Origin of the sequence: Pleomorphomonas carboxyditropha, from assembly GCF_002770725.1 — a bacterium.
GTDB lineage: Bacteria > Pseudomonadota > Alphaproteobacteria > Rhizobiales > Pleomorphomonadaceae > Pleomorphomonas > Pleomorphomonas carboxyditropha.
Genome location: NZ_NQVN01000002.1, coordinates 285,134 through 303,884, shown reverse-complemented (window position 1 = coordinate 303,884; position 18,751 = coordinate 285,134). Strand labels below are relative to the sequence as shown.

Sequence of the window (18,751 nt, the reverse complement as noted above, 5' to 3'; positions counted from 1 at the left end):
CACGCCTTGGCTCAGAGAGTCTCGCCGTAGAACGCCTCGAGCTTTGCGACGGCCTGGTCAACGCAATCGGGCTTGTCGTAGAGGTCGTAGTGCGTGGCGCCGGGAACGACGAGGATGCTCTTTTTCTCGGATCGGGCCTTGTTGAACAGCTCGAAGCCGTCGCGGTAGGAGCCGAAGGCGCCTGTCCGGCCGCCGCCCACGATGATCTGCAAAGGCTGGGTGAGCAGCTTGTCCGCCAGGTGATAGGCGTCCCAGGCGAAGGCCGCGCCGGTGCTGACGACGTTCAGCTTGTTGGGCGAGCCGGGCCGCTGTCCGCGCGGCGTGGTGTAGTAGTCCACCGCCTCGACCACGTCGACATCCTCGATGCCGTAGGATTCGAGCTGCGCCCTGGACTGCGGGATATAGGTGGTGATCGCGGTCTCCGCGCCGCGGGCCTCGGCCGTGCGCTGCGCGCTGATGGCTTCGAGCGCCTTGATCGCCGCGTCGGGTGTCAGGTCGCCCTCGCGGCACAGCCGGCCGTAGTTGGCCCCGACGATGGTGCCGACCGCCTTGAAGCGGCGCTCCGTCATCGCCGCGTTCACCGCGTAGCCGCCACCGCCGCAGATGCCGAGCACGCCGATGCGGTTTTCGTCGATATAGGGCAGCGTCACGAGGTAGTCGGCGGCGCAGCGGAAATCCTCGACGCGGGTCGCCGGGTCTTCCAGGTATCGGCCGGGACCGCCGCTCGCACCTTGCGTCGAGGCGTCGAAGGCCAGGCAGACATAGCTGAGTTCGGCCAGTTTCGCGGCGTAGATCGCCGCCGTCTGCTCCTTGCAGGAGCTGATCGGGTGGGCCACGACGATGGCCGGATATTTCTTCGCCTCGTCGAAGCCGCCGGGCAGGTGGAGATCGGCGGCCACGTCCCAGGTCTTGTTCTTGAAGGTCACGGATTTCATGTTCGGTCTCCTTTCCATTGGATCGACCTGAAGATATCGCTCGCTCCGGTTTTCGTTTAGACAGTTCAATCGGGATGCCATGATTAGCTGGGCTTATGAATGTCGAACGAGAATCTCCGGGATCTGAACGCCTTCGTCGTCGTCGCGGCGGAAGGCAGCTTCACGCGTGCGGCGGCGCGGCTGGGCGTCTCCCAGTCGGCGCTCAGCCAGACCGTGCGGAACCTCGAGGAGCGGGTGGGGCTGCGTCTTCTCAACCGCACCACCCGAAACGTGTCGCCGACGGAGGCGGGCGAAAGACTGCTATCGGAGGTGGCGCCCGCTTTGGAGCAGATCGACCGCGGCTTCGCCCGGCTCGGCGCGCTGCGTGAGCGGCCGTCCGGCACGATCCGTCTGTCGGCCGACGAATATGCCATCCTCAGCCTGCTGTGGCCGACCCTGGAGCGGTTTCTGGCGCTCTATCCGGAGATCAACATCGAACTGGTGACGGACTACGGCCGCACCGATGTCGTCCGCGAGCGCTTCGATGCCGGCGTCCGTCGCGGCAAGCTGGTGTCGAAGGATATGATCGCGCTCCGCATCGGGCCGGACATCCCGATGGTCGTCGTGGGCGCGCCGTCCTGCTTTCAGGCGCGGAAACCGCCGAAACGACCGCAGGACCTGTCCGATCACGCGTGCATCAACCTGCGCCTTCCCACCCACGGCGAGTTCTTCGCCTGGACGTTCAGCAAGGGCGGAAAAGACCTGCGCGTCACGACGGAAGGCAGGCTCGTGTTCACCAGCGTCATTCAGGTGCGCCAGGCCTGCCTCGCCGGCTTCGGCCTCGCCTACCTGCCGCTCGATTTCGTGACCGGTTCCATCGCCGGCGGAGAGCTGGTCGAAGTGCTGGCCGACTGGCGCAAGACCTTCGAGGGCTATCATCTCTACTATCCGAGCCGGCGGCAACATCCGCCCGCCCTCGCCGTGCTGATCGACGCGTTGCGCTATCGCGGCTGATGCCTCTGGCTGGGGATGATCCGGAGAAAATATTCTAGATCGTCGTGCGTCCTAACGGACGCAAAGTTTCTTGTTGTCGCGTCGGATTTTCCGAAAGCCGGAGTCCACTTTCCGGTCCGATGCTCTAGCGGCCGCCGATCTCGTCCACCTTGACGTCGAACACGTAGCCGTGGCCGCGTTCCGTCTTGATGAAGCGCGGGCTGGTCGGGTTGGGTTCTATCTTGCGGCGCAGGCGGAGGATCAGCACGTCGATCGTCCGGTCGAAGATGTCGTCGGCCGCCCGGTGGGTGATCTCGAGGAGTTGGTCGCGCGACAGCACCCGGCCGTGGCGCTGCACCAGGGCATGCAGGAGATCGAATTCGGCCACCGTCAGCGCCACCGGCGCGCCGCTCGGCGCCGTCAGGCGACGCCGGTCGACGTCCATGACGTAACCGAGGAAACGATAGCCGTTGCGAATGGGCCGGGCGGCGTCGAAATCGTTGGTCATGCGGCGGCGCACCGCCTTGACGCGCGCCAGCAGCTCCCGGGCATTGAAGGGTTTGACCACGTAGTCGTCGGCACCGATCTCCAGCCCCATGATGCGGTCGAGATCGCCGCCGCGCCCCGTCAGCATGATGATCGGCACCGGGTTGGTCGCCCTGATGCCGGCGGCGATGCCAAAGCCGTCGCCGTCGGGCAGTTGCAGGTCGAGGATGATCATGTCGAGCCCTTCGGGCCGCGCCACGGCCGCGAAGAGATCGGCGGCGCAGGCGCAGGCGACCGCCTCGATGCCTTCGCTTTCCAGGGTATCGCAGACGACGTCGCGGACCGCCCGGTCGTCGTCGACGACCGCGACGCGCAGCCTCCGCGCCCCGTCGCGCGCCTTGGTATCCGGCATCGGCCCCACCTCCCGGACGTCTTCCGCGTCCGTTGCCAATCCGGCCAAGGTTTCATGCGGGGTCAAGGGCTTCAAGTGGATTTTCGGTGCAGCAGATCGTCCCGATGGCGGATCGTGAACAGTATTACAAACGCGCCGCCGATCGCGAAATACTGCGTTCACATGCCCCGACAACTCTCATGGCGTTATCTGCGGAGGAGAGGACCGGGGATGCTCGCATCTCCAGTCGGCCGGTCTGCCCGGACCGCAGGCGACGGAGGAGTGACCATGACAGCCCCCAGCCAGAGGCCCGCCCTGCCCGTCCGAGGCATGCCGCAGCCTGCGACCGAGACCCTTTCGATCCCCCTGCCGGCGGGCCGGCGCGCCACGGCGCGATAGTCCGCCTTTGCCGTCCACCGAATGCCGTGTTGGGATTGCTTTGCTGGCATAGCAATAGTGTCCAGCAATCATTGTCGGCAGGACGTTGACGCAGGAGATCGCAGGCATGGTCGTTTCGCCGCAGCCAACTTCCCTCACGGCCGTTTCACGGCCTGCGCGCCGCCGCGGGCTGCGCCGGAGCCTCTTCCTGGCATCGGCGGCCGTCCTCGGCGCCATCGTGCTGGTGGAGGGCGCGGCGCTCATCGGCCTCGAGCGGCTTGACGGGCTGCTGTCGGAGATGCAGCGCGAGTCGATCGCCGACGCAAGGCGCATGCTGGAGCTTTCCGAAAGCACGTCCAACCTGTCGCTCGCCGCGCGCCGATTCCGCGATATCGGCGACCGGGAGGACCTGTCGCAGGCGGAGATGGCGCTGCGGGACGAGCTGCGGCGGTTCTCGACGCTGACGCAGTCGCTGCCCGCCCTCACGACCGCTGAGCCGACTCCATCTGTCGTGCCGGCCCTCGTCCAGGCATCCGACCGGCTGAACGCCATCGTCACCGATCTCGCCGCCACCGTGGCCGAGGCGATCGACGCCAACGCCGGCATGCGCACCGCCACGCAGGATCTGGCGCTTCTCAAGAGCGTCCTTCTCGCCGACGACGGCAGCCACCCGACCATCGCCGTCGCCCTGTCGCTGGCGAGCGCGGCGATCGCCTCCTCGGACAGCGCCGAGGTTGAGAGCCAGCAGGCCGCCTTCCTGAAGCTTCTCGGGCACGACGGCCGGCCGATGGCGCTGACGCTCCTGGTGCCGCTGTTCGAGCGCCGCCTAGCGGTCATCGACGTCGAGAGCCGCCAGCGTCGACTGATCGCCTCGGCCGATGCCGCCGCCCGCGACATCGCCCGCCTCAGCCGGGACTATTCGGGGCTGCTCACCGATGCCAGCAGCGCCCGGCAGGCGGAGATCGCCCGGGCTCTCAGGATCGGCAAGATCGCCGCCGTCGTCATCGGCCTGGCGGTGCTCGCCACCGCCTTCGTCGTCGCCAACGCCTTCCTGCGCGGCGCCATCGCCGACCTCACCGGCATCGCCGACGCCATGCGCCGCCTGGCGGCCGGCGACACCGCGGCCGAGGCGCCCGGGGCCGGCCGCCGCGACGAGATCGGCGCGCTGGCCGCCGCCTTCGGCGTCTTCAAGGCGCAGGTCGCCGAGCGGGAGCAGTTGCAGCGGCAGTTGCAGCACGCCGAGCGGCTGGAGGCGATCGGCCGCTTCACCGGCGGCATCGCCCACGACTTCAACAACGTGCTGACGGCGATCTCCGCCAACGTCCAGCTCATCCAGGAGACGACGGACGCCGGATCGCCCAACAACCAGCGGGCCTTGCGCGCCCTGGAGGCGACGGAAAGCGGCTCGTCGATGGTCCAGCAGTTGCTGACCTTCGGCCGGCGCCGCTCGCTCGAACCGGCGCCGACCGACGTCGACGCGGTCATCGACGCGCTCGCCGACCTGCTGCACGACAACTTCGGCGGGCCGATCCGCCTGGAGACGGTCAAGGAAGGCGAGCGGGCGGGGCCGCTGGTGGCGCTCATCGACGCCGGGCAGCTCGAAAACGCCCTGATCAACCTGCTGTTCAACGCCCGCGACGCCATTTCCGGCGAAGGCGTCATCCGCCTCGCCGCCGGTCCGACGGCCGACGGCAAGATCCGCATCCGCGTCGAGGACAACGGGTCGGGCATGACGCCGGAGGTGCTCGATCACGTCTTCGAGCCGTTCTTCACCACCAAGCAGGCGGCGCAGGGCAACGGCCTCGGCCTCGCCACCGTCTACGGCTTCGTCCACCAGTCCGGCGGACGCATCGACCTGACGTCGCAGCCCGGACAGGGAACGGTCGTGGACATCGAATTGCCGCGCTATCCGCCGGCCGGCGGCGCCGCGCTCGCCTGACGGCGGACGGCGGCGCAGCGGCCGGCCGGAGGACCGGCCAACGAAAACGACGGGCGACGGATGATCCGCCGCTCCGACCCCATCGATGCCGGCATGGCCGAGCCGGCATCGGCATTTGCCAAAGAGGGGAGTTCGGCCCGCTACGGCCCGAAAAGCCGATTTTGGAGGAACCCATGAAGAAGCAGCTTCTCGCCGCCCTCACCATCCTTTCCGTCGCCGCGCCGGCCATGGCGCTCGCCGACGACGGCAAGGTCATCGTCTACACCGCCGCGCCGCAGGAGATCGTCGACAAGATCATCCCGGCCTTCGAGAAATCGTCCGGCCTCAAGGTCGAACTGATCAAGGCCGGCGCCGGCGAGCTGATCAACCGCCTCAAGGCCGAGAAGAACCGCCAGACCGCCGACGTGCTCTGGTCGGTCGGCGGCGAGATCCTGCAGGCCAATCCGGACCTGTTCGGCAGCTACACGCCGAAGGATGCCGACAAGATCGTCCCCGAGGTCAAGCCGAGCGGCAACTGGACGCCGTTCACCGTCGTCGCCACCAGCTTCGTCGTCAACACCAGCGAGCTCGCCGAGGCCGACCGTCCCAAGACGTGGGAAGATCTCGCCGATCCGAAGTACAAGGACAAGATCTCGATCGCCCGGCTCGACAAGTCGTCGTCCGCCTACATCCAGCTCGCCGCGCTGCTGCAGATCTACGGCCTCGACAAGGGCTGGGACCTCTACAGCCGCATCCTCGACAACACCCAGCTCGCCAACTCGTCCGGCGCGGTGCCGAAGTTCGTCAACGACGGCGAGGCGGCTATCGGCATCTCCAACGAGGACGTCGGCCTGCGCTTCAAGATCGGCGGCGGTCCGGTCGACGTGATCTATCCGTCCGACGGCACCACGGCGCAGGCGGACGGCATGGCCATGCTGGCGACGCCCGCCAACCCGGAGGCCGCCAAGACCTTCATGGACTTTGCCCTGTCCGAGGAAGGCCAGAAGCTGGTGGCCTCGATCGGCCGGCGCCCGGTGCGCGTCGACGTGCCGTCGGCGGAGATGCTGACGCCGCTGTCGTCGCTGAAGCTCATCAAGTACGACCTCGAATGGGCCGCCGGCTATCAGAAGACGGCGCTCGCCAAGTGGAACGAAATCATCATGACCAAGTGACGCCGGGCCGGGCGGCCGGCTGAGCCGGCCGCCCACCTTGCCGAACGACCCGAATATCTCCGCGGGGGGCTGCCGACATGGCGCGCGTACAAATCACCGACCTCAAGAAAAGCTATGGCGACTTCACGGCGCTGAAGAACATCTCGCTCGATATCGCCTCCGGCGCGTTCTTCACCTTGCTCGGGCCGAGCGGCTGCGGCAAGACCACGCTTTTGCGCGCCATCGCCGGCTTCCACATCCAGGACGAGGGGGGCATCCACGTCGACGGCGTGTCGATCGGCGACAAGCCGGCGCACCTGCGCGACGTCGGCATGGTGTTCCAGGACTATGCCGTCTTCCCCCACCTCAGCGTGTTCGACAACGTCGCCTTCGGGCTCCGCCAGCGCAAGGTGCCGGCCGCCGAGCTCAAGGCGCGCGTCGGACAGATGCTCGACATCGTCCAGCTCGGGCCGCTGGCGAGTCGCATGCCGCACCAGCTCTCCGGCGGCCAGCAGCAGCGCGTCGGGCTGGCGCGCGCCCTGGTCATCCGGCCGAAAGTGCTGTTGATGGACGAGCCGCTCAGCAACCTCGACGCCAAGCTGCGCGTCGAGCTGAGGCGCGACATCCGCGACCTGCAGCGGGAATTCGGCATCACCACCGTCTACGTCACCCACGACCAGGAGGAGGCGCTCGCCATCTCCGACCAGGTCTGCGTGATGTACGGCGGCATCGCCCAGCAGGTCGCCGCGCCCTGGGACATCTACAGCCGCGCCGCCAACCTGTTCGTCGCCTCCTTCGTCGGCTCCAACAACCGGCTGCGCGCCGTCGCGCGGGATGGCCGCCTCGATCTCGCCGGCACCTCGATGCCCTGCCCGGTCCCTGGCCTCGCCGGGCCGGTCGTCGCGACGATCCGCCCGGAAAAGGTGCGGCTCGGGGCGGGCGAGCCGGGCGCGGCCATCACCCTCGGCGGCACGGTGCGCCACGCCATGTTCATCGGCCGCGAGCTGGAAATCGCCGTCGACAGCGGCGATCTGGCGATCACCGCGCTGGTGTCGCCGGAGGCGGAGGCGGTGCGTCTCAGGCCGGGCGATCCGATCGAGATTTCGCTGCCGCATGCCGACTTCGCGCTCTACGAGGACGCCGACAACGGGAGGCTCCTGTCATGACCCTCGCGGCCGCTCCCGTCCCCCGCCGGCAACGGGCCATACCTTTCTTCAACTTCTGGAACGTCGTGTTCGCCCTCTGTCTGGTGATGATCGCCGTTCTGCTCATCGCCCCGCTGTCGGAGGTGTTCGTCGTCGGCTTCGTCGATCCCGAGACGGGAGGCTATACCCTCGCCAACTACGCGACGGTGCTCAGCCATCCCTATTACCTCGGCGCGCTGGGCAACACCATGCTCGTCGGCGTCGGCGGCATGGCCGGCGCCTGCCTGATCGGCGTGCCGCTCGCCTATTTCGTCGCCCGCTTCCAGGTGAAGGCCCGCAGCCTGATCTCGACCGTGGCGGTGCTGGCGCTGGTGTCGCCGCCCTTCATCGGCGCCTATTCCTGGATCCTGGTGCTCGGCAACAACGGCTGGGTCACCAAGCCGCTGCGCGAGCTCGGCCTCGCCGTGCCGTCGATCTACGGCACGCCGGGCATCATCCTGGTGTTCACGCTGAAGTTCTTCCCCTTCGTCTACCTGATGACCGAGAGCGCGCTGCGCTCGATCAACCGGTCGTTCGAGGAGGCGGCCGCCAACCTCGGCTGCTCGCCGACGGCGCGCTTCTTCCGGGTGACGCTGCCGCTGGTGTTCCCGGCGGTCAGCTCCGGCGCCATCCTCGCCTTCGTGCTGTCGATCGCCGACTTCGGCACGCCGGCGATCATCGGCCGGAACTTCCGCACGCTGTCGACCATCGCCTACAACCAGTACACGGCCGAGATGGGCGGCACGCCGTCGATCGCCGTGGCCATCTCGATGCTGATGATCGTCATCTCGATGGCGGCGGTGTTCCTGCAGCGCTACTTCCTGAGCAAGCGCCGCTATGCCGGCGCGCTCACCAACCTGCCCGAGCAGAAGCCGCTGTCGGGTTTGTTCGGCGTGCTGGTCCATGCCTTCTGCTATCTGGTGGTGCTCCTGGCGGCGCTGCCGATGATCGTGGTGTTCTATACCTCGATCCTCGCCACCAGCGGCCCGGTGTTCACCGGCGCCTTCGGCCTGACGAGCTACGCGCGGGTGTGGAACGAGCTGCCCAACGTCGTCGGCAATTCCTTCGCCTTCGCATTGGCGGCGGTGGCGATGATCACCGTCACCAGCACCTTTATCTCCTATATCGTGGTGCGGCGGGAAACCTGGCTGTCGGGCCTGCTCGACAGCCTTCTGATGGTGCCCTACGTGGTGCCGGGCGTCGTCATGGCCATCGGCTTCGCGCTGACCTTCAACCGGCCGCCGGTCGACCTGATCGGCACGGCGCTGATCATCATCCTGGTGGTGTTCATCCGCCGCCTGCCCTACGGCGTCCGCTCCACCTCGTCGATCCTGAGGCAGATCAAGCCGTCGATCGAGGAGGCGGCCGTCAACCTCGGGGCGCCGCCGGCGCTGGCCTTCCTGAAGGTGACGGTGCCGATCATGATCCCCGGCATCGTCGTCGGCGCCATGATGAGCTTCATCACCGCCATCAACGAGCTGTCGTCGACGCTGCTGCTCTACACCGGCGCCACGGCGACCATGCCGATCAAGATCTACTCCGCCGTGCTTGACGGCGAGTTCGGCCTGGCGGCGGCGCTGTCGACCATCCTGCTGGTCAGCTCCGGCATCTGCGTCTTCATCGTCTTCCGCCTGTCCGAGAACCGCGAGGGCGCCTTCGTCTGACGCCCCGACCCCCACGTGTCGCCCGCCAAGGAGCGGGCGGCATCCGTATGCCCGAGGATCGTTTCATGCGTATCGACTGCCTCTCCGTCTCCAAATACGCGGCGCCCGGAAAAGCCGGCGACGACATCCCGGTGGTGATTCCGGGGCGCTGCTATGCGGTGTTCGACGGCGCCACCGACGTCAACGGCGCCTCGATCGCTGGTGTCGGTAGCGGCCGCTTCGCCGCGCTCCAGGCGTCGGCTGCGCTCATCGACGCGCTGGTCGAGCAGGCGCCGGGGACAAGGACGCCGGACGAGCTGGTCGCCATCCTCAACGCCCGGCTCGGTGCGGCGCTCGACAAGGAAAGCCGGGCGCGCGGTGAGCGCATCTCGGCGGCCACCACCATGGCGCTGATGGAAGAGGTCGGCGACAGCCTGCGCTTCACGCTGGTCGGCGACAGCGGCATCCGCATCAACGGCGAGGAGACCTTCCAGAGCCTCAAGCCGATCGACGACATCATGTCGGCCGGCCGGGTGGCGCTCTATCACCACCTCAGGCGGCGCGGCCTTGCCGCAGCGGCGCTGGAGCCGGATTCGCGGCGCGGCGTCTTCCGCGGCTTCGACGAGGCCATCCCGGCCCTGATCTCCGAAGACGAGGCGGCCGAGGTCATTGGCGAAGCCCGGCGGATGCTGACCGGCCGGCTCGACGACGCCCTGCTCGCCTTCGTCGAGCCGATGCTGAGGGCCGGCATCGCCAGGGGGCAATACGGCTACGCCAACGATGCCGATCATCCGCTCGGCTACGCCGTCATCGACGGCACGGTGTCGCGCGGCTTCGGACTGATCAGCTTCGAGCGGCCGCGCCGCTCGGTCCGATGCGTGGAAATCTTCAGCGACGGCTACCTCGAACTGCCGGAAGGGACGGCGCTCGCCGACTGGGAGGCTGTGGCCGACCGGATCGAACGCGAGGACCCGACCAAGACCCTGACCCATTGGGGCGTCAAGGGATCGGGCCCGGAGCAGCTATTCGACGACCGGACCGTCATCATCCTCTCGGATTGATCCTTGGCCCGTGCTTCGAGGCGCTTGTCCGCCGCCGCCGCCGGCTTAATTTGCCTGGTGTCCTCCAGATGACGGATTTCTCCCGCCGACACGCCTAACGGTGCCGTGAAACGGTCCCGTCAGCCCGACCGGACCCGCAACGACACGGGACAGGTCATGTCGGACATTCCCCTTCTCGCCGGTTTCGGAGCGGCGCTGCTGCTGGTCTGCGAGTTCCTCGCCCTGGCCGGAATGGGCGATCTCAAGCGCATGCTGTTCTGGTCGACGCTCGCCGAGGCCGGCTGGGTCGTTCTCGGCGTCGGCCTCGGGACGGCGATCGGCGAGACCGGCGCGTGGATGCACCTTGCCCTGCAGGTGGTGATGCGGGCGCTGGTGGTGCTGGCCGCCATGGAGATCGTGCGCGCCAACCGATCGAGCCGCTTGTCCGACCTGGTCGGCAGCGTCGATCGCGCGCCGTTCGCCTCGCTGATGTTCGGCTTCGGCCTGTTCTCCGTGATGGGGCTGTCGCCCTTCAAGGGATCGTTCTCCAAGTTCGTCGTGCTCTACGCGGCCATCGAGACCGGACACTGGGAGCTGGCCGTCGTCGGCACCATCGCCAGCATCGTCGCGGCGGTCTATTCGATCACCACGATCCAGCGCGTCTGCTTCGAGCGGATGAGCCACGGCATTCTCGCCGACCGGCCGATCCCCTTCTTCGCCATACGGCCCGGCCAGTGGCCGCTGGTGGCGCTGGCGCTTGCCACCATCGCCCTGTCGCTCGATCCGGAGCCGGTGCTGGCGCTTGCCGGCCGCCTCGCCGGCCTTGGCGAGGGCGGCGTTCCGCAATTCGAGACCGCCTGGGCGCCGGAAGTGCTGGTGCCCTACGTCGGCGGCTTCGTGCTCTTCGCCTTCGGGCGCTTCTCGGCGCGGCTGCGCGACGCCGGCGCCGTCGCGCTGGCGCTCGCCACGCTCGGGCTGGTCATCGCCGGCGCGAGAAGCGGCGATCTCGGCAGCCTGTTCGCCGTGCTGTTCGCCGCCATCGGCCTGATGGTGACGATCTACTCGGTCCGCTACATGGCGCATTCCCACGCCCAGAACCGCTACTGGTTCTTCCTCTTCCTGATGCTCGGCTCGCTGATCGGCGTGGCGACCGTCGAGCACCTCGGCAGCTTCTACCTGTTCTGGGAGCTGATGACCTGGACCTCCTACCTGCTGGTGGTCCACGAGCAGACCCCGGCCGCGCTGGCCGCCGGCCGCAAGTATTTCCTGACCTGCGCCGGCGGCGCCTACGTCATGCACTTCGGCATCCTGCTGCTGCATGCCCATCTCGGCACCTTCGAGGTGTCCGAGATCGCCGCCCGCGCCGGCGACCTGCCGGCGAGCGTGGCCGTGGTGGTCGTGGCGACCTTCCTCGTCGGCTTTATCGCCAAGGCGGGCCTGTTCCCGCTGCACGGCTGGCTACCGGACGCCCATCCGGCGGCGCCGTCGTCGATCTCCGGCCCGATGTCGGGCATCCTGACCAAGGCCGGTATCTTCGGCATCCTGAAGCTGCTGTTCGTCGTGTTCGGCGCCGCGACGCTGTCGCGGATGGGGTCGGCCGGCGGGCTGTCGCTGCCGGGCATCGCGCTGATCGGGCTCGGCGGCGCCACCTTCCTGCTCGGAGAGATCGCGGCGCTGCGCCAGGACGATCTCAAGCGCCTCCTCGCCTATTCGACGCTCGCCCAGATCGGCGAGATCGCCATGATGATCGGCATCGGCACCGAGGCGGCGCTGGCCGGGGGGCTGATGCATGTCGTCGTCCACGCCGCGATGAAGACCCTGCTGTTCTTCGCCGCTGGCGCGCTGATCATGCGGGCCGGGGGACGGCGGCTGTCCGACCTCGCGGGACTGGGGCGGGCGATGCCGTTCACCAGCGCCTGCTTCGGCATCGGCCTTCTCGCCATCATGGGCGTGCCGCCCTTCGGCGGCTTCGTGGCCAAGTTCCTGATGATCTGGGCGGCGGTCGGCGCCGGCCGCATCGACGTGGCCGCGGTGATCCTCGCCGGCAGCGTGATCGGCGCCATCTACTATGCCCGCGTGCTGCGCGTCGTCTTCTTCGGCGTCCGTCGGCGCGAGGCCGTCGCCGAGGCACCGCTGTCGATGCGGCTGGCGCTCGGCGTGCTGGCCGCCTTCGTCGTCGGCGTCGGTCTGTGGCCGGCGCCGCTCCTCGACCAGGTCGCCCTGATCGCCGGCGCGCTCACCGATCAGGCGGGATCGGCCGCCCTGCCGGCGCTGCGGCTCGACTGGTCGCTCGCTGCGGCCATCGCGCTCGGCGGCTCGGTGATTGTCTACCTTGCCGGGCGCGGCGCGCCCCGCCGGGCCGGCGTGCTGGCGGCGCTGGTCGTCGCGGCGGCGCTCGCCGGCGTCATCCTGGAGGCCGATCGCTACGACCCGGCCTCCTTCGCCTTCGCCCTGCTCATCTCAGGCGTCGGGGTCGTGAACCTCGTGTTCTCGATCGGCTACATGGCGCACGGCCATGCCCAGAACCGCTTCTTCGCGCTGTTCGTCGCCATGATCGGTGGCCTCCTCGGCGCGGTCGCCGCCCGCGATCTGTTCGGCTTCTTCGCCTTCTGGGAGATCATGAGCAGTTGGACGCTCTATCTCGTCATCATCCACGAGGAGAGCGAGGACGCGCTCCGCGAGGGAACCAAGTATTTCGTCTTCAACTTCGCCGGCGCCAGCTTGCTGTTCCTCGGCGTGGCGATCCTCGCCGTCGGCGCCGGCACCCTCGACTTCGCCGAGCTGCCGGAAGCCACCGCCGCCATGGATCCGGCCTGGCTCGCCGCCGCCATGGGGCTGATCTTCATCGGCCTGCTCGCCAAGGCGGCGCAACTGCCCCTCCGCATCGACTGGCAGATGCACCCCGCCCCGGCGCCGACGCCGGTCTCGGGCTACATTTCCGCCGTGCTGCTCAAGGTCGGCCCCTGGGGCATCCTGCACTTCGCCGTGCTGCTGGGCGGCGCCGCCGCCATGGCGCGGCTCGCCGCCTTCCTGCCGTGGTGGATGCCGGCGCCGCTGACCATGGTCGGCACGGTGGCCGCCATCACCATGCTCGTCGCCGGTGCCCAGGCGCTGGTCCAGACCGGCATCAAGCGCCTGTTGATCTGGTCGACGGTCAGCCAGCTCGCCTACGTCCTGCTGGGTCTGGCGATCGCCACCGACATCGGCGTCGCCGGCGGCCTCTTCCACTTCTTCAACCACATGCTTCTCAAGAACACGCTGTTCCTGGCGGCCGGCTGCATCATGGCCCAGGGCCACGTGACCAGCCTCGACGAGCTCGGCGGGCTGGGACGGCGCATGCCCATGACCTTCGCCTGCTTCCTGATCGCCGGGCTGTCGCTCGCCGGTATTCCGCCGCTTGCCGGCTTCGCCTCGAAGTGGCTGATCTACCGGGCGGCGTTCGAGAGCGGCCACTGGGCCTTCGCGCTGGCGGCGCTGATGTCGAGCCTGTTCACGCTCGCCGCAGTGCTGAAATTCGCCCACGCCGCCTTCATGGGGCCGGCCTCGCCCAAGGCCGAACGGATGCATGAGGCGCCCGCCGTCATGCTGGTGCCGATGGCGCTTCTGGTCGCCGTCTCGCTGGTCGTCGGCGCCCTGCCCGGCCTCGCTCTGGTGCCGATTGCCCGGATCGAGGCGGCGCTGGGCCTGCCGGCGATCGTGGCGACCTGGGCCGGCGGCCTGCCGGGCGCCGGCGGCTGGAACCCGCTGGTGCTGACCATCCTGCTCGGCATGAGCGGCGCCGTCGCCGCGCTCTATCCGCTTCTCTCCGGCAGCCGGAAAGTCGCGACGCGGGTGCACGCCTGCGGTGTCGGCGACATCGCCCCCGCCCGAATGCGGGTTCCCGCCTCCGGTCTCTACGAGACGCCCGAGCGGCTGATCCGAACCGCGCTTCTCTCCGCTCCCGAAACGGACGAGCACTCCCATGCCTGACAACATCCTCACCCTGCTGTTCGCCGTGCTGGTCTTTCCCGGCGGCCTGTTCGCCCTGGCCTTCGGCCTCATCCTGCGCGGCCTCGACCGCCGCGCCGTCGCCCGCATGCAGCGGCGCGTCGGCCCGCCGCTCATCCAGCCGTTCATCGACATCCTCAAATTGATGGGCAAGCGGACCATGGTGCCGGAAGGCTCCAACACCTTCGTCTTCCTCTGGGCGCCGGTCGTCGCCGTGGCGGCGATGGCGGTCGCCGCCGCGATGATCCCGATCGCCGGCTTCTACCGGCCGAGCGCCGATCTCGGCGACATGCTGGTGCTGCTCTATCTGGTGACGGTGCCGGCGGTGGTGCTGATGCTCGCCGGCTCCGCCTCGGGCTCGCCGTTCGGCGCCATCGGCTTTTCCCGCGAGATGGCGATCATGCTCGCCTACGAGGGGCCGCTCCTGCTGGCGGTCGTCGCGGTGGCCATGGTCGCCGGCCACCATCTCGGCCAGCCGATCGCGCTGTCGCTCGCCGATATCGTCGCCGTCCAGCGCCAGCAGGGCGCCTTTATCCTCGACCCGATGCTGTGGCCGGCCCTCCTCGCCTACCTCTCCTTCATCCCGGCCAACCTCGGCTTTTCGCCCTTCGACATTCCCGAGGCCGAATCCGAGGTGCTGGAAGGACCGCTTCTCGAATATTCCGGCCCGGCCCTCGGGCTGCTCAAGCTCGCCTCGGCGCTGAAGTCGGTGGTGGTGATCGGGCTCGGCATCGCGCTGTTCTGCCCGATCGGTCCGTCCGGCGGGGCCGGCCTCCTCGTCTGGGCGCTGCAATGCGCCGTCGTAACGGTCTGTGGCGTGTCGCTGGCCAAGGCCGCCCTCGGCCGGATGCGCATCGACCAGGCGGTTCTCTTCTACCTGAAATGGCCCGAACTGCTCGGCATCGCCGGGCTGGTTCTCGCCGTCGCCAATCTCTGAGGAGGCCGCCATGGGCTTCATGCAGAAGGTCTTCCGCCGCTCGCCGTGGCTCTACCGGATCAACGCCGGCTCCTGCAACGGCTGCGACGTCGAGCTCGCCACCACCGCCTGCATCCCCCGCTACGACGTCGAGCGGCTCGGCTGCCAGTATTGCGGCAGCCCCAAGCACGCCGACATCGTGCTGATCACCGGGCCGCTGACGGCGCGGGTGAAGGACAAGGTGCTGCGCCTCTGGGAAGAGATCCCCGACCCGAAGGTGACGGTGGCGGTCGGCATCTGCCCGATCTCCGGCGGCGTCTTCCGCGACGGCCTGCCCATCGAGGGTCCGCTCGACCGCTGGCTGCCCATCGACGTCAACGTCCAAGGCTGTCCGCCGCGGCCGCAGGCGATCATCGAAGGCATCGCCAAGGCGATCGAAGTCTGGTCCGACAGGCAATAGGAGACGGTCCATGTCCTTTCTGAAAGTGCTCGTGAAGAACATCGTCGCCGGCCCGTCGACCGTCGCCTACCCGTTCGGCGAGCCCGAGACGCCCGCCGCCTATCGCGGCCGCGTCGCCTTCGACGCCGGCGCCTGCACCGGCTGCCGGATGTGCGAATACGTCTGCCCGGCCGGCGCCATCCGTTTCGACGAGCGGGACGACGGGCTGCATTTCGCGGTCTGGCACAACAGCTGCGCCAATTGCGGCCACTGCGCCCACTATTGCCCGACCAAGGCGATCCGCCTCACCAACGACTGGCACATGGCGCATCTGCAGAGCGAGAAATACGCGCTGGCCGACCATGCCGTGGTGCCGCGCGCCCGCTGCACGCGCTGCGGCGCCGACATCGGCTACGGGACGGACGCCATCGTCCGGCACGCCTATCGCGGCGTCGCCCGCCAAACCGAGCACCTGGCGCGGCTCTGTCCGGACTGCCGCCGCGCCGCCAGCATCAAGGGAGCCTCGCTATGACGACCCCGACCAGCAATGCCGAAATACTCCTCGCCACCACCAACACCCTGCCGGGAACCGTCGAGGCGCATCCCGAGCCGAACGGCCTTGTCACGATCTGGGTGCGGCTTGCCGACCGATCGACGCTGGCGGCGGGCTGCCGGTCCCTGAAGGCGGTCGGCGCCCGCCTCTCGATGATCACCGCCATGCCGGACGTCGCCGACCCCGGACACTTCATCGCCTACCATTTCGACGTCGCGGGATCGACCGTCACGCTGACCGTGCGCGTCGGCCCGGGCGAGACGGTGGAGACCATCGTTCCGATCTTCCGCAATGCCGACTGGCACGAGCGCGAATTCGTGGAGCTCTACGGCATCGGCATGACCGGACGGATGAGCATGCGGACGCTGTTCCTCGACGAGGAGAGCGCCGGCCGGCGGCGCAGCGAGCTCATTCCGCTGTCGCGGATCGCCAACGCCGCCAGCACCAAGGACCTGTGGGAACAACTGGAAGCAGCCAAGGAGGCCCAGTGATGGACACGTTCCAGATTCCGGTCGGACCGCTGCACGTGGCGCTCGAGGAGCCGATGTATTTCCGCCTCGACGTCGACGGCGAGCGCGTCGCCGCCGTCGAGATCACCGCCGGCCACGTCCACCGGGGCATCGAGCACCTGACCGAGCGGCGCAATTTCTGGCAGAACATCGTGCTCACCGAGCGCGTCTGCTCGCTGTGCTCCAACAGCCATCCGCAGACCTATTGCATGACGGTCGAGGCCATCGCCGGCATCGAGGTGCCGGTCCGGGCGCAATACCTCCGCGTCATCGCCGACGAGGTCAAAAGGGTGGCCTCGCACATGTTCAACGTGGCGATCCTCGCCCATATCGTCGGCTTCGAGTCGCTGTTCATGCACGTCATGGAAGCCCGCGAGATCATGCAGGACGTCAAGGAGACCATCTTCGGCAACCGCATGGACATCGCCGCCAACACCATCGGCGGGGTCAAGTACGAACTCGACGACGCGCGCGTCGCCTGGCTCGTCGATCAGCTCGACCGGCTGGAGCCGGTGATCGTCGGCGAGATCGCGCCGCTCTATCGCACCGACCGTTCGATCCTGTCGCGCACCCGCGGCGTCGGTGTCATCGGGCGGCAGGATTGCATCGAATACGGTCTGGTCGGCCCGGTGGCGCGCGGCTCCGGCCTCGACAACGACATCCGCCGCCTCGCCCCCTACGCGGTCTATGCCGATCTCGACTTCGACGTCGTCACCGAAACCGACGGCGACGTCTGGTCGCGCGCCATGGTGCGGCTCGGCGAAATCCGGCAGTCGATCGGCATTCTCCGCCAGTGCCTCGCCAAGTTGCCGAAGGGGCCGTCCTCGCTGCCCGGCTGGCCGGCGATCCCGGCCGGCGAGGCGGTGGCCAAGACCGAGGCGCCGCGCGGCGAGGTCGTCTACTATCTGAAGACCGACGGATCGACCATGCCCCAGCGCCTCAAGTGGCGCGTACCGAGCTACATGAACTGGGATGCGCTGGGCGTGATGATGAAGGATGCGCGGATTTCCGACATTCCCCTCATCGTCAACTCCATCGATCCCTGCATTTCCTGCACCGAACGCTGAGGACGCCGCGATGTGCATTGCCCGGCACGGACGGATATGCGGCATCGTCGACGCCGAACGGCGCATCGTCTCCGTCGGCATCGACGGCCAGCGCGAGGAGATCAGCCTGGCCTTCCTGTCGCCGCCCGGCGAAGCGCTCGAAATCTGGATCGGCGTCGTCGTCGCCATTCACGTCGGCTTTGCCGTGCAGCGGCTCGAGGAGGCCGACATCGCCTTGCTGGCCGAGCTGTCGCTGATGCCCTGAAGCGCCGGTGCGATGCGGCCAATAAGTTCCAGATTGTCTCTTGGATGACAGATCGCCGCACTGCCTTAGGCGTATCTTCGAGGACAGGGAGCGAGAAATCGAAGGTCCTCTTGGCCGCCGGAAAGATCCGGTGGGGCTATCCGGTCCGAAGTGCTGGGCGGATACTGGAGGATTGCGCCTCTCGTTCTTTCCGGCCGGCCGGCACGGGACTATAATTGCGATCAATTCGCAACTTGATGGTCCGAAACCGTGTGGAACGCCGTCCACCGCCGCGTCGGCGGCCGGGCGGAGCCGCGAAGACAAAAAGACGGAAGCGTACCCAGCGGGGTTCGGAGGGACAGGCGACATGCCGCACAGACAGGAAAACGAAATCATCTATGCCGATGCCGAGCGGTGTATGACCTGCCATTCGTGCGAGCTGGCCTGTGCCGTCTCGCATGCGGATGGCCAGGACATGATGTCGGCGATCGCCGCGCGGCAGCCGCTGCACGCCCGCAACCACGTCGTCGCCTTCGAAGGCGGCGCCATGCCCATGCAGTGCCGTCAGTGCGAGGATGCGCCCTGCACCTTCGCCTGCCCGACCGGGGCCTGCCGTCAGGCCGACGGCCGCGTCGACATCGTCGAGCAGCACTGCATCGGCTGCAAGCTTTGCGTCATGGTCTGCCCCTTCGGCGCCATCACGGTGCGTTCGGAGGCCCGCGTCGCGGCGGATGCCCTCACCAACCGCGGCGTCGCCAAGAAATGCGACCTCTGCGTGGACTGGCGCGCCGCCCACGGCAAGTCCGAGCCGGCCTGCGTCGAAGCCTGTCCCACCCAGGCGATCCGGGTCGTCAATCTCGACGCCTACCGCACCGCCCTGAGGGCGGCCCGCGCCCGCGAGATCGCGCAGTCCCACCGCCACATGCGCATCCCCTTCTGATATCTCAGGAAACGCCGAG

The 18,751-nt window shown here is 68.2% G+C and carries 16 protein-coding genes; 14 read left to right on the top strand and 2 right to left on the bottom strand.

The window, feature by feature from the left end:
- Window positions 1–11: 11 nt before the first annotated feature.
- On the bottom strand, window positions 12–935 hold the full coding sequence (locus tag CJ014_RS05870) for an alpha/beta hydrolase (RefSeq protein ID WP_100079598.1): 924 nt from the start codon (window positions 933–935) through the stop codon (window positions 12–14).
- A gap of 99 nt (window positions 936–1,034) precedes the next feature.
- Here CJ014_RS05870 and CJ014_RS05865 point away from each other — a divergent pair, with 99 nt between their 5' ends.
- Window positions 1,035–1,928 (top strand): LysR family transcriptional regulator, encoded by an 894-nt coding sequence (locus tag CJ014_RS05865; RefSeq protein ID WP_100079597.1) that lies wholly within the window; start codon window positions 1,035–1,037, stop codon window positions 1,926–1,928.
- Between the two features lie 124 nt (window positions 1,929–2,052).
- On the opposite strand, the gene CJ014_RS05860 is transcribed toward CJ014_RS05865, so the two are convergent.
- Window positions 2,053–2,805 (bottom strand): winged helix-turn-helix domain-containing protein, encoded by a 753-nt coding sequence (locus tag CJ014_RS05860; protein WP_100079596.1) that lies wholly within the window; start codon window positions 2,803–2,805, stop codon window positions 2,053–2,055.
- Between the two features lie 484 nt (window positions 2,806–3,289).
- Here CJ014_RS05860 and CJ014_RS05855 point away from each other — a divergent pair, with 484 nt between their 5' ends.
- The 13 genes from CJ014_RS05855 (at window position 3,290) to CJ014_RS05795 (ending at window position 18,732) form a co-directional block, all read left to right on the top strand.
- Window positions 3,290–5,101: a sensor histidine kinase gene (locus CJ014_RS05855; RefSeq protein ID WP_100079595.1), complete on the top strand. Its 1,812-nt coding sequence runs from the start codon at window positions 3,290–3,292 to the stop codon at window positions 5,099–5,101.
- A 173-nt stretch (window positions 5,102–5,274) separates the two neighbouring features.
- The gene (locus CJ014_RS05850; RefSeq protein ID WP_100079594.1) at window positions 5,275–6,252 is read left to right on the top strand and encodes an extracellular solute-binding protein; all 978 of its coding nucleotides are present in this window, start codon (window positions 5,275–5,277) and stop codon (window positions 6,250–6,252) included.
- A 77-nt stretch (window positions 6,253–6,329) separates the two neighbouring features.
- Window positions 6,330–7,397 (top strand): ABC transporter ATP-binding protein, encoded by a 1,068-nt coding sequence (locus tag CJ014_RS05845; RefSeq protein ID WP_100079593.1) that lies wholly within the window; start codon window positions 6,330–6,332, stop codon window positions 7,395–7,397.
- Window positions 7,394–9,079, top strand: coding sequence for an ABC transporter permease (locus CJ014_RS05840; RefSeq protein WP_100079592.1), 1,686 nt, complete (start codon window positions 7,394–7,396; stop codon window positions 9,077–9,079). Before CJ014_RS05845 ends, CJ014_RS05840 begins: the two co-directional genes overlap by 4 nt.
- Before the next feature lie 65 nt (window positions 9,080–9,144).
- Window positions 9,145–10,119: a hypothetical protein gene (locus CJ014_RS05835; RefSeq protein WP_100079591.1), complete on the top strand. Its 975-nt coding sequence runs from the start codon at window positions 9,145–9,147 to the stop codon at window positions 10,117–10,119.
- A 156-nt stretch (window positions 10,120–10,275) separates the two neighbouring features.
- Window positions 10,276–14,067, top strand: a complete 3,792-nt coding sequence (locus CJ014_RS05830) for a proton-conducting transporter transmembrane domain-containing protein (RefSeq protein WP_100079590.1) — start codon at window positions 10,276–10,278, stop codon at window positions 14,065–14,067.
- Window positions 14,060–15,022: a respiratory chain complex I subunit 1 family protein gene (locus tag CJ014_RS05825; protein WP_100079589.1), complete on the top strand. Its 963-nt coding sequence runs from the start codon at window positions 14,060–14,062 to the stop codon at window positions 15,020–15,022. The genes CJ014_RS05830 and CJ014_RS05825 overlap by 8 nt, the downstream gene beginning before the upstream one ends.
- A 10-nt stretch (window positions 15,023–15,032) precedes the next feature.
- A complete protein-coding gene (locus tag CJ014_RS05820) occupies window positions 15,033–15,461 on the top strand; it encodes an NADH-quinone oxidoreductase subunit B family protein (protein WP_100079588.1) in 429 nt (142 codons plus the stop codon).
- 10 nt (window positions 15,462–15,471) lie between these two features.
- Window positions 15,472–15,972 carry a 4Fe-4S dicluster domain-containing protein gene (locus CJ014_RS05815; RefSeq protein WP_100079587.1) on the top strand — a complete coding sequence of 167 codons (501 nt, stop codon included), beginning with the start codon at window positions 15,472–15,474 and terminating at the stop codon, window positions 15,970–15,972.
- On the top strand, window positions 15,969–16,484 hold the full coding sequence (locus tag CJ014_RS05810; protein ID WP_100079586.1) for an NADH-quinone oxidoreductase subunit C: 516 nt from the start codon (window positions 15,969–15,971) through the stop codon (window positions 16,482–16,484). The genes CJ014_RS05815 and CJ014_RS05810 overlap by 4 nt, the downstream gene beginning before the upstream one ends.
- Window positions 16,484–17,569, top strand: coding sequence for a hydrogenase large subunit (locus tag CJ014_RS05805; RefSeq protein ID WP_100079585.1), 1,086 nt, complete (start codon window positions 16,484–16,486; stop codon window positions 17,567–17,569). Before CJ014_RS05810 ends, CJ014_RS05805 begins: the two co-directional genes overlap by 1 nt.
- 10 nt (window positions 17,570–17,579) lie before the next feature.
- Window positions 17,580–17,813 (top strand): HypC/HybG/HupF family hydrogenase formation chaperone, encoded by a 234-nt coding sequence (locus tag CJ014_RS05800; RefSeq protein ID WP_165790762.1) that lies wholly within the window; start codon window positions 17,580–17,582, stop codon window positions 17,811–17,813.
- Between the two features lie 346 nt (window positions 17,814–18,159).
- Entirely contained in the window at window positions 18,160–18,732 is a 573-nt protein-coding gene (locus CJ014_RS05795) for a 4Fe-4S dicluster domain-containing protein (RefSeq protein WP_100079583.1), read from the top strand.
- The last annotated feature ends 19 nt before the right edge of the window (window positions 18,733–18,751 follow it).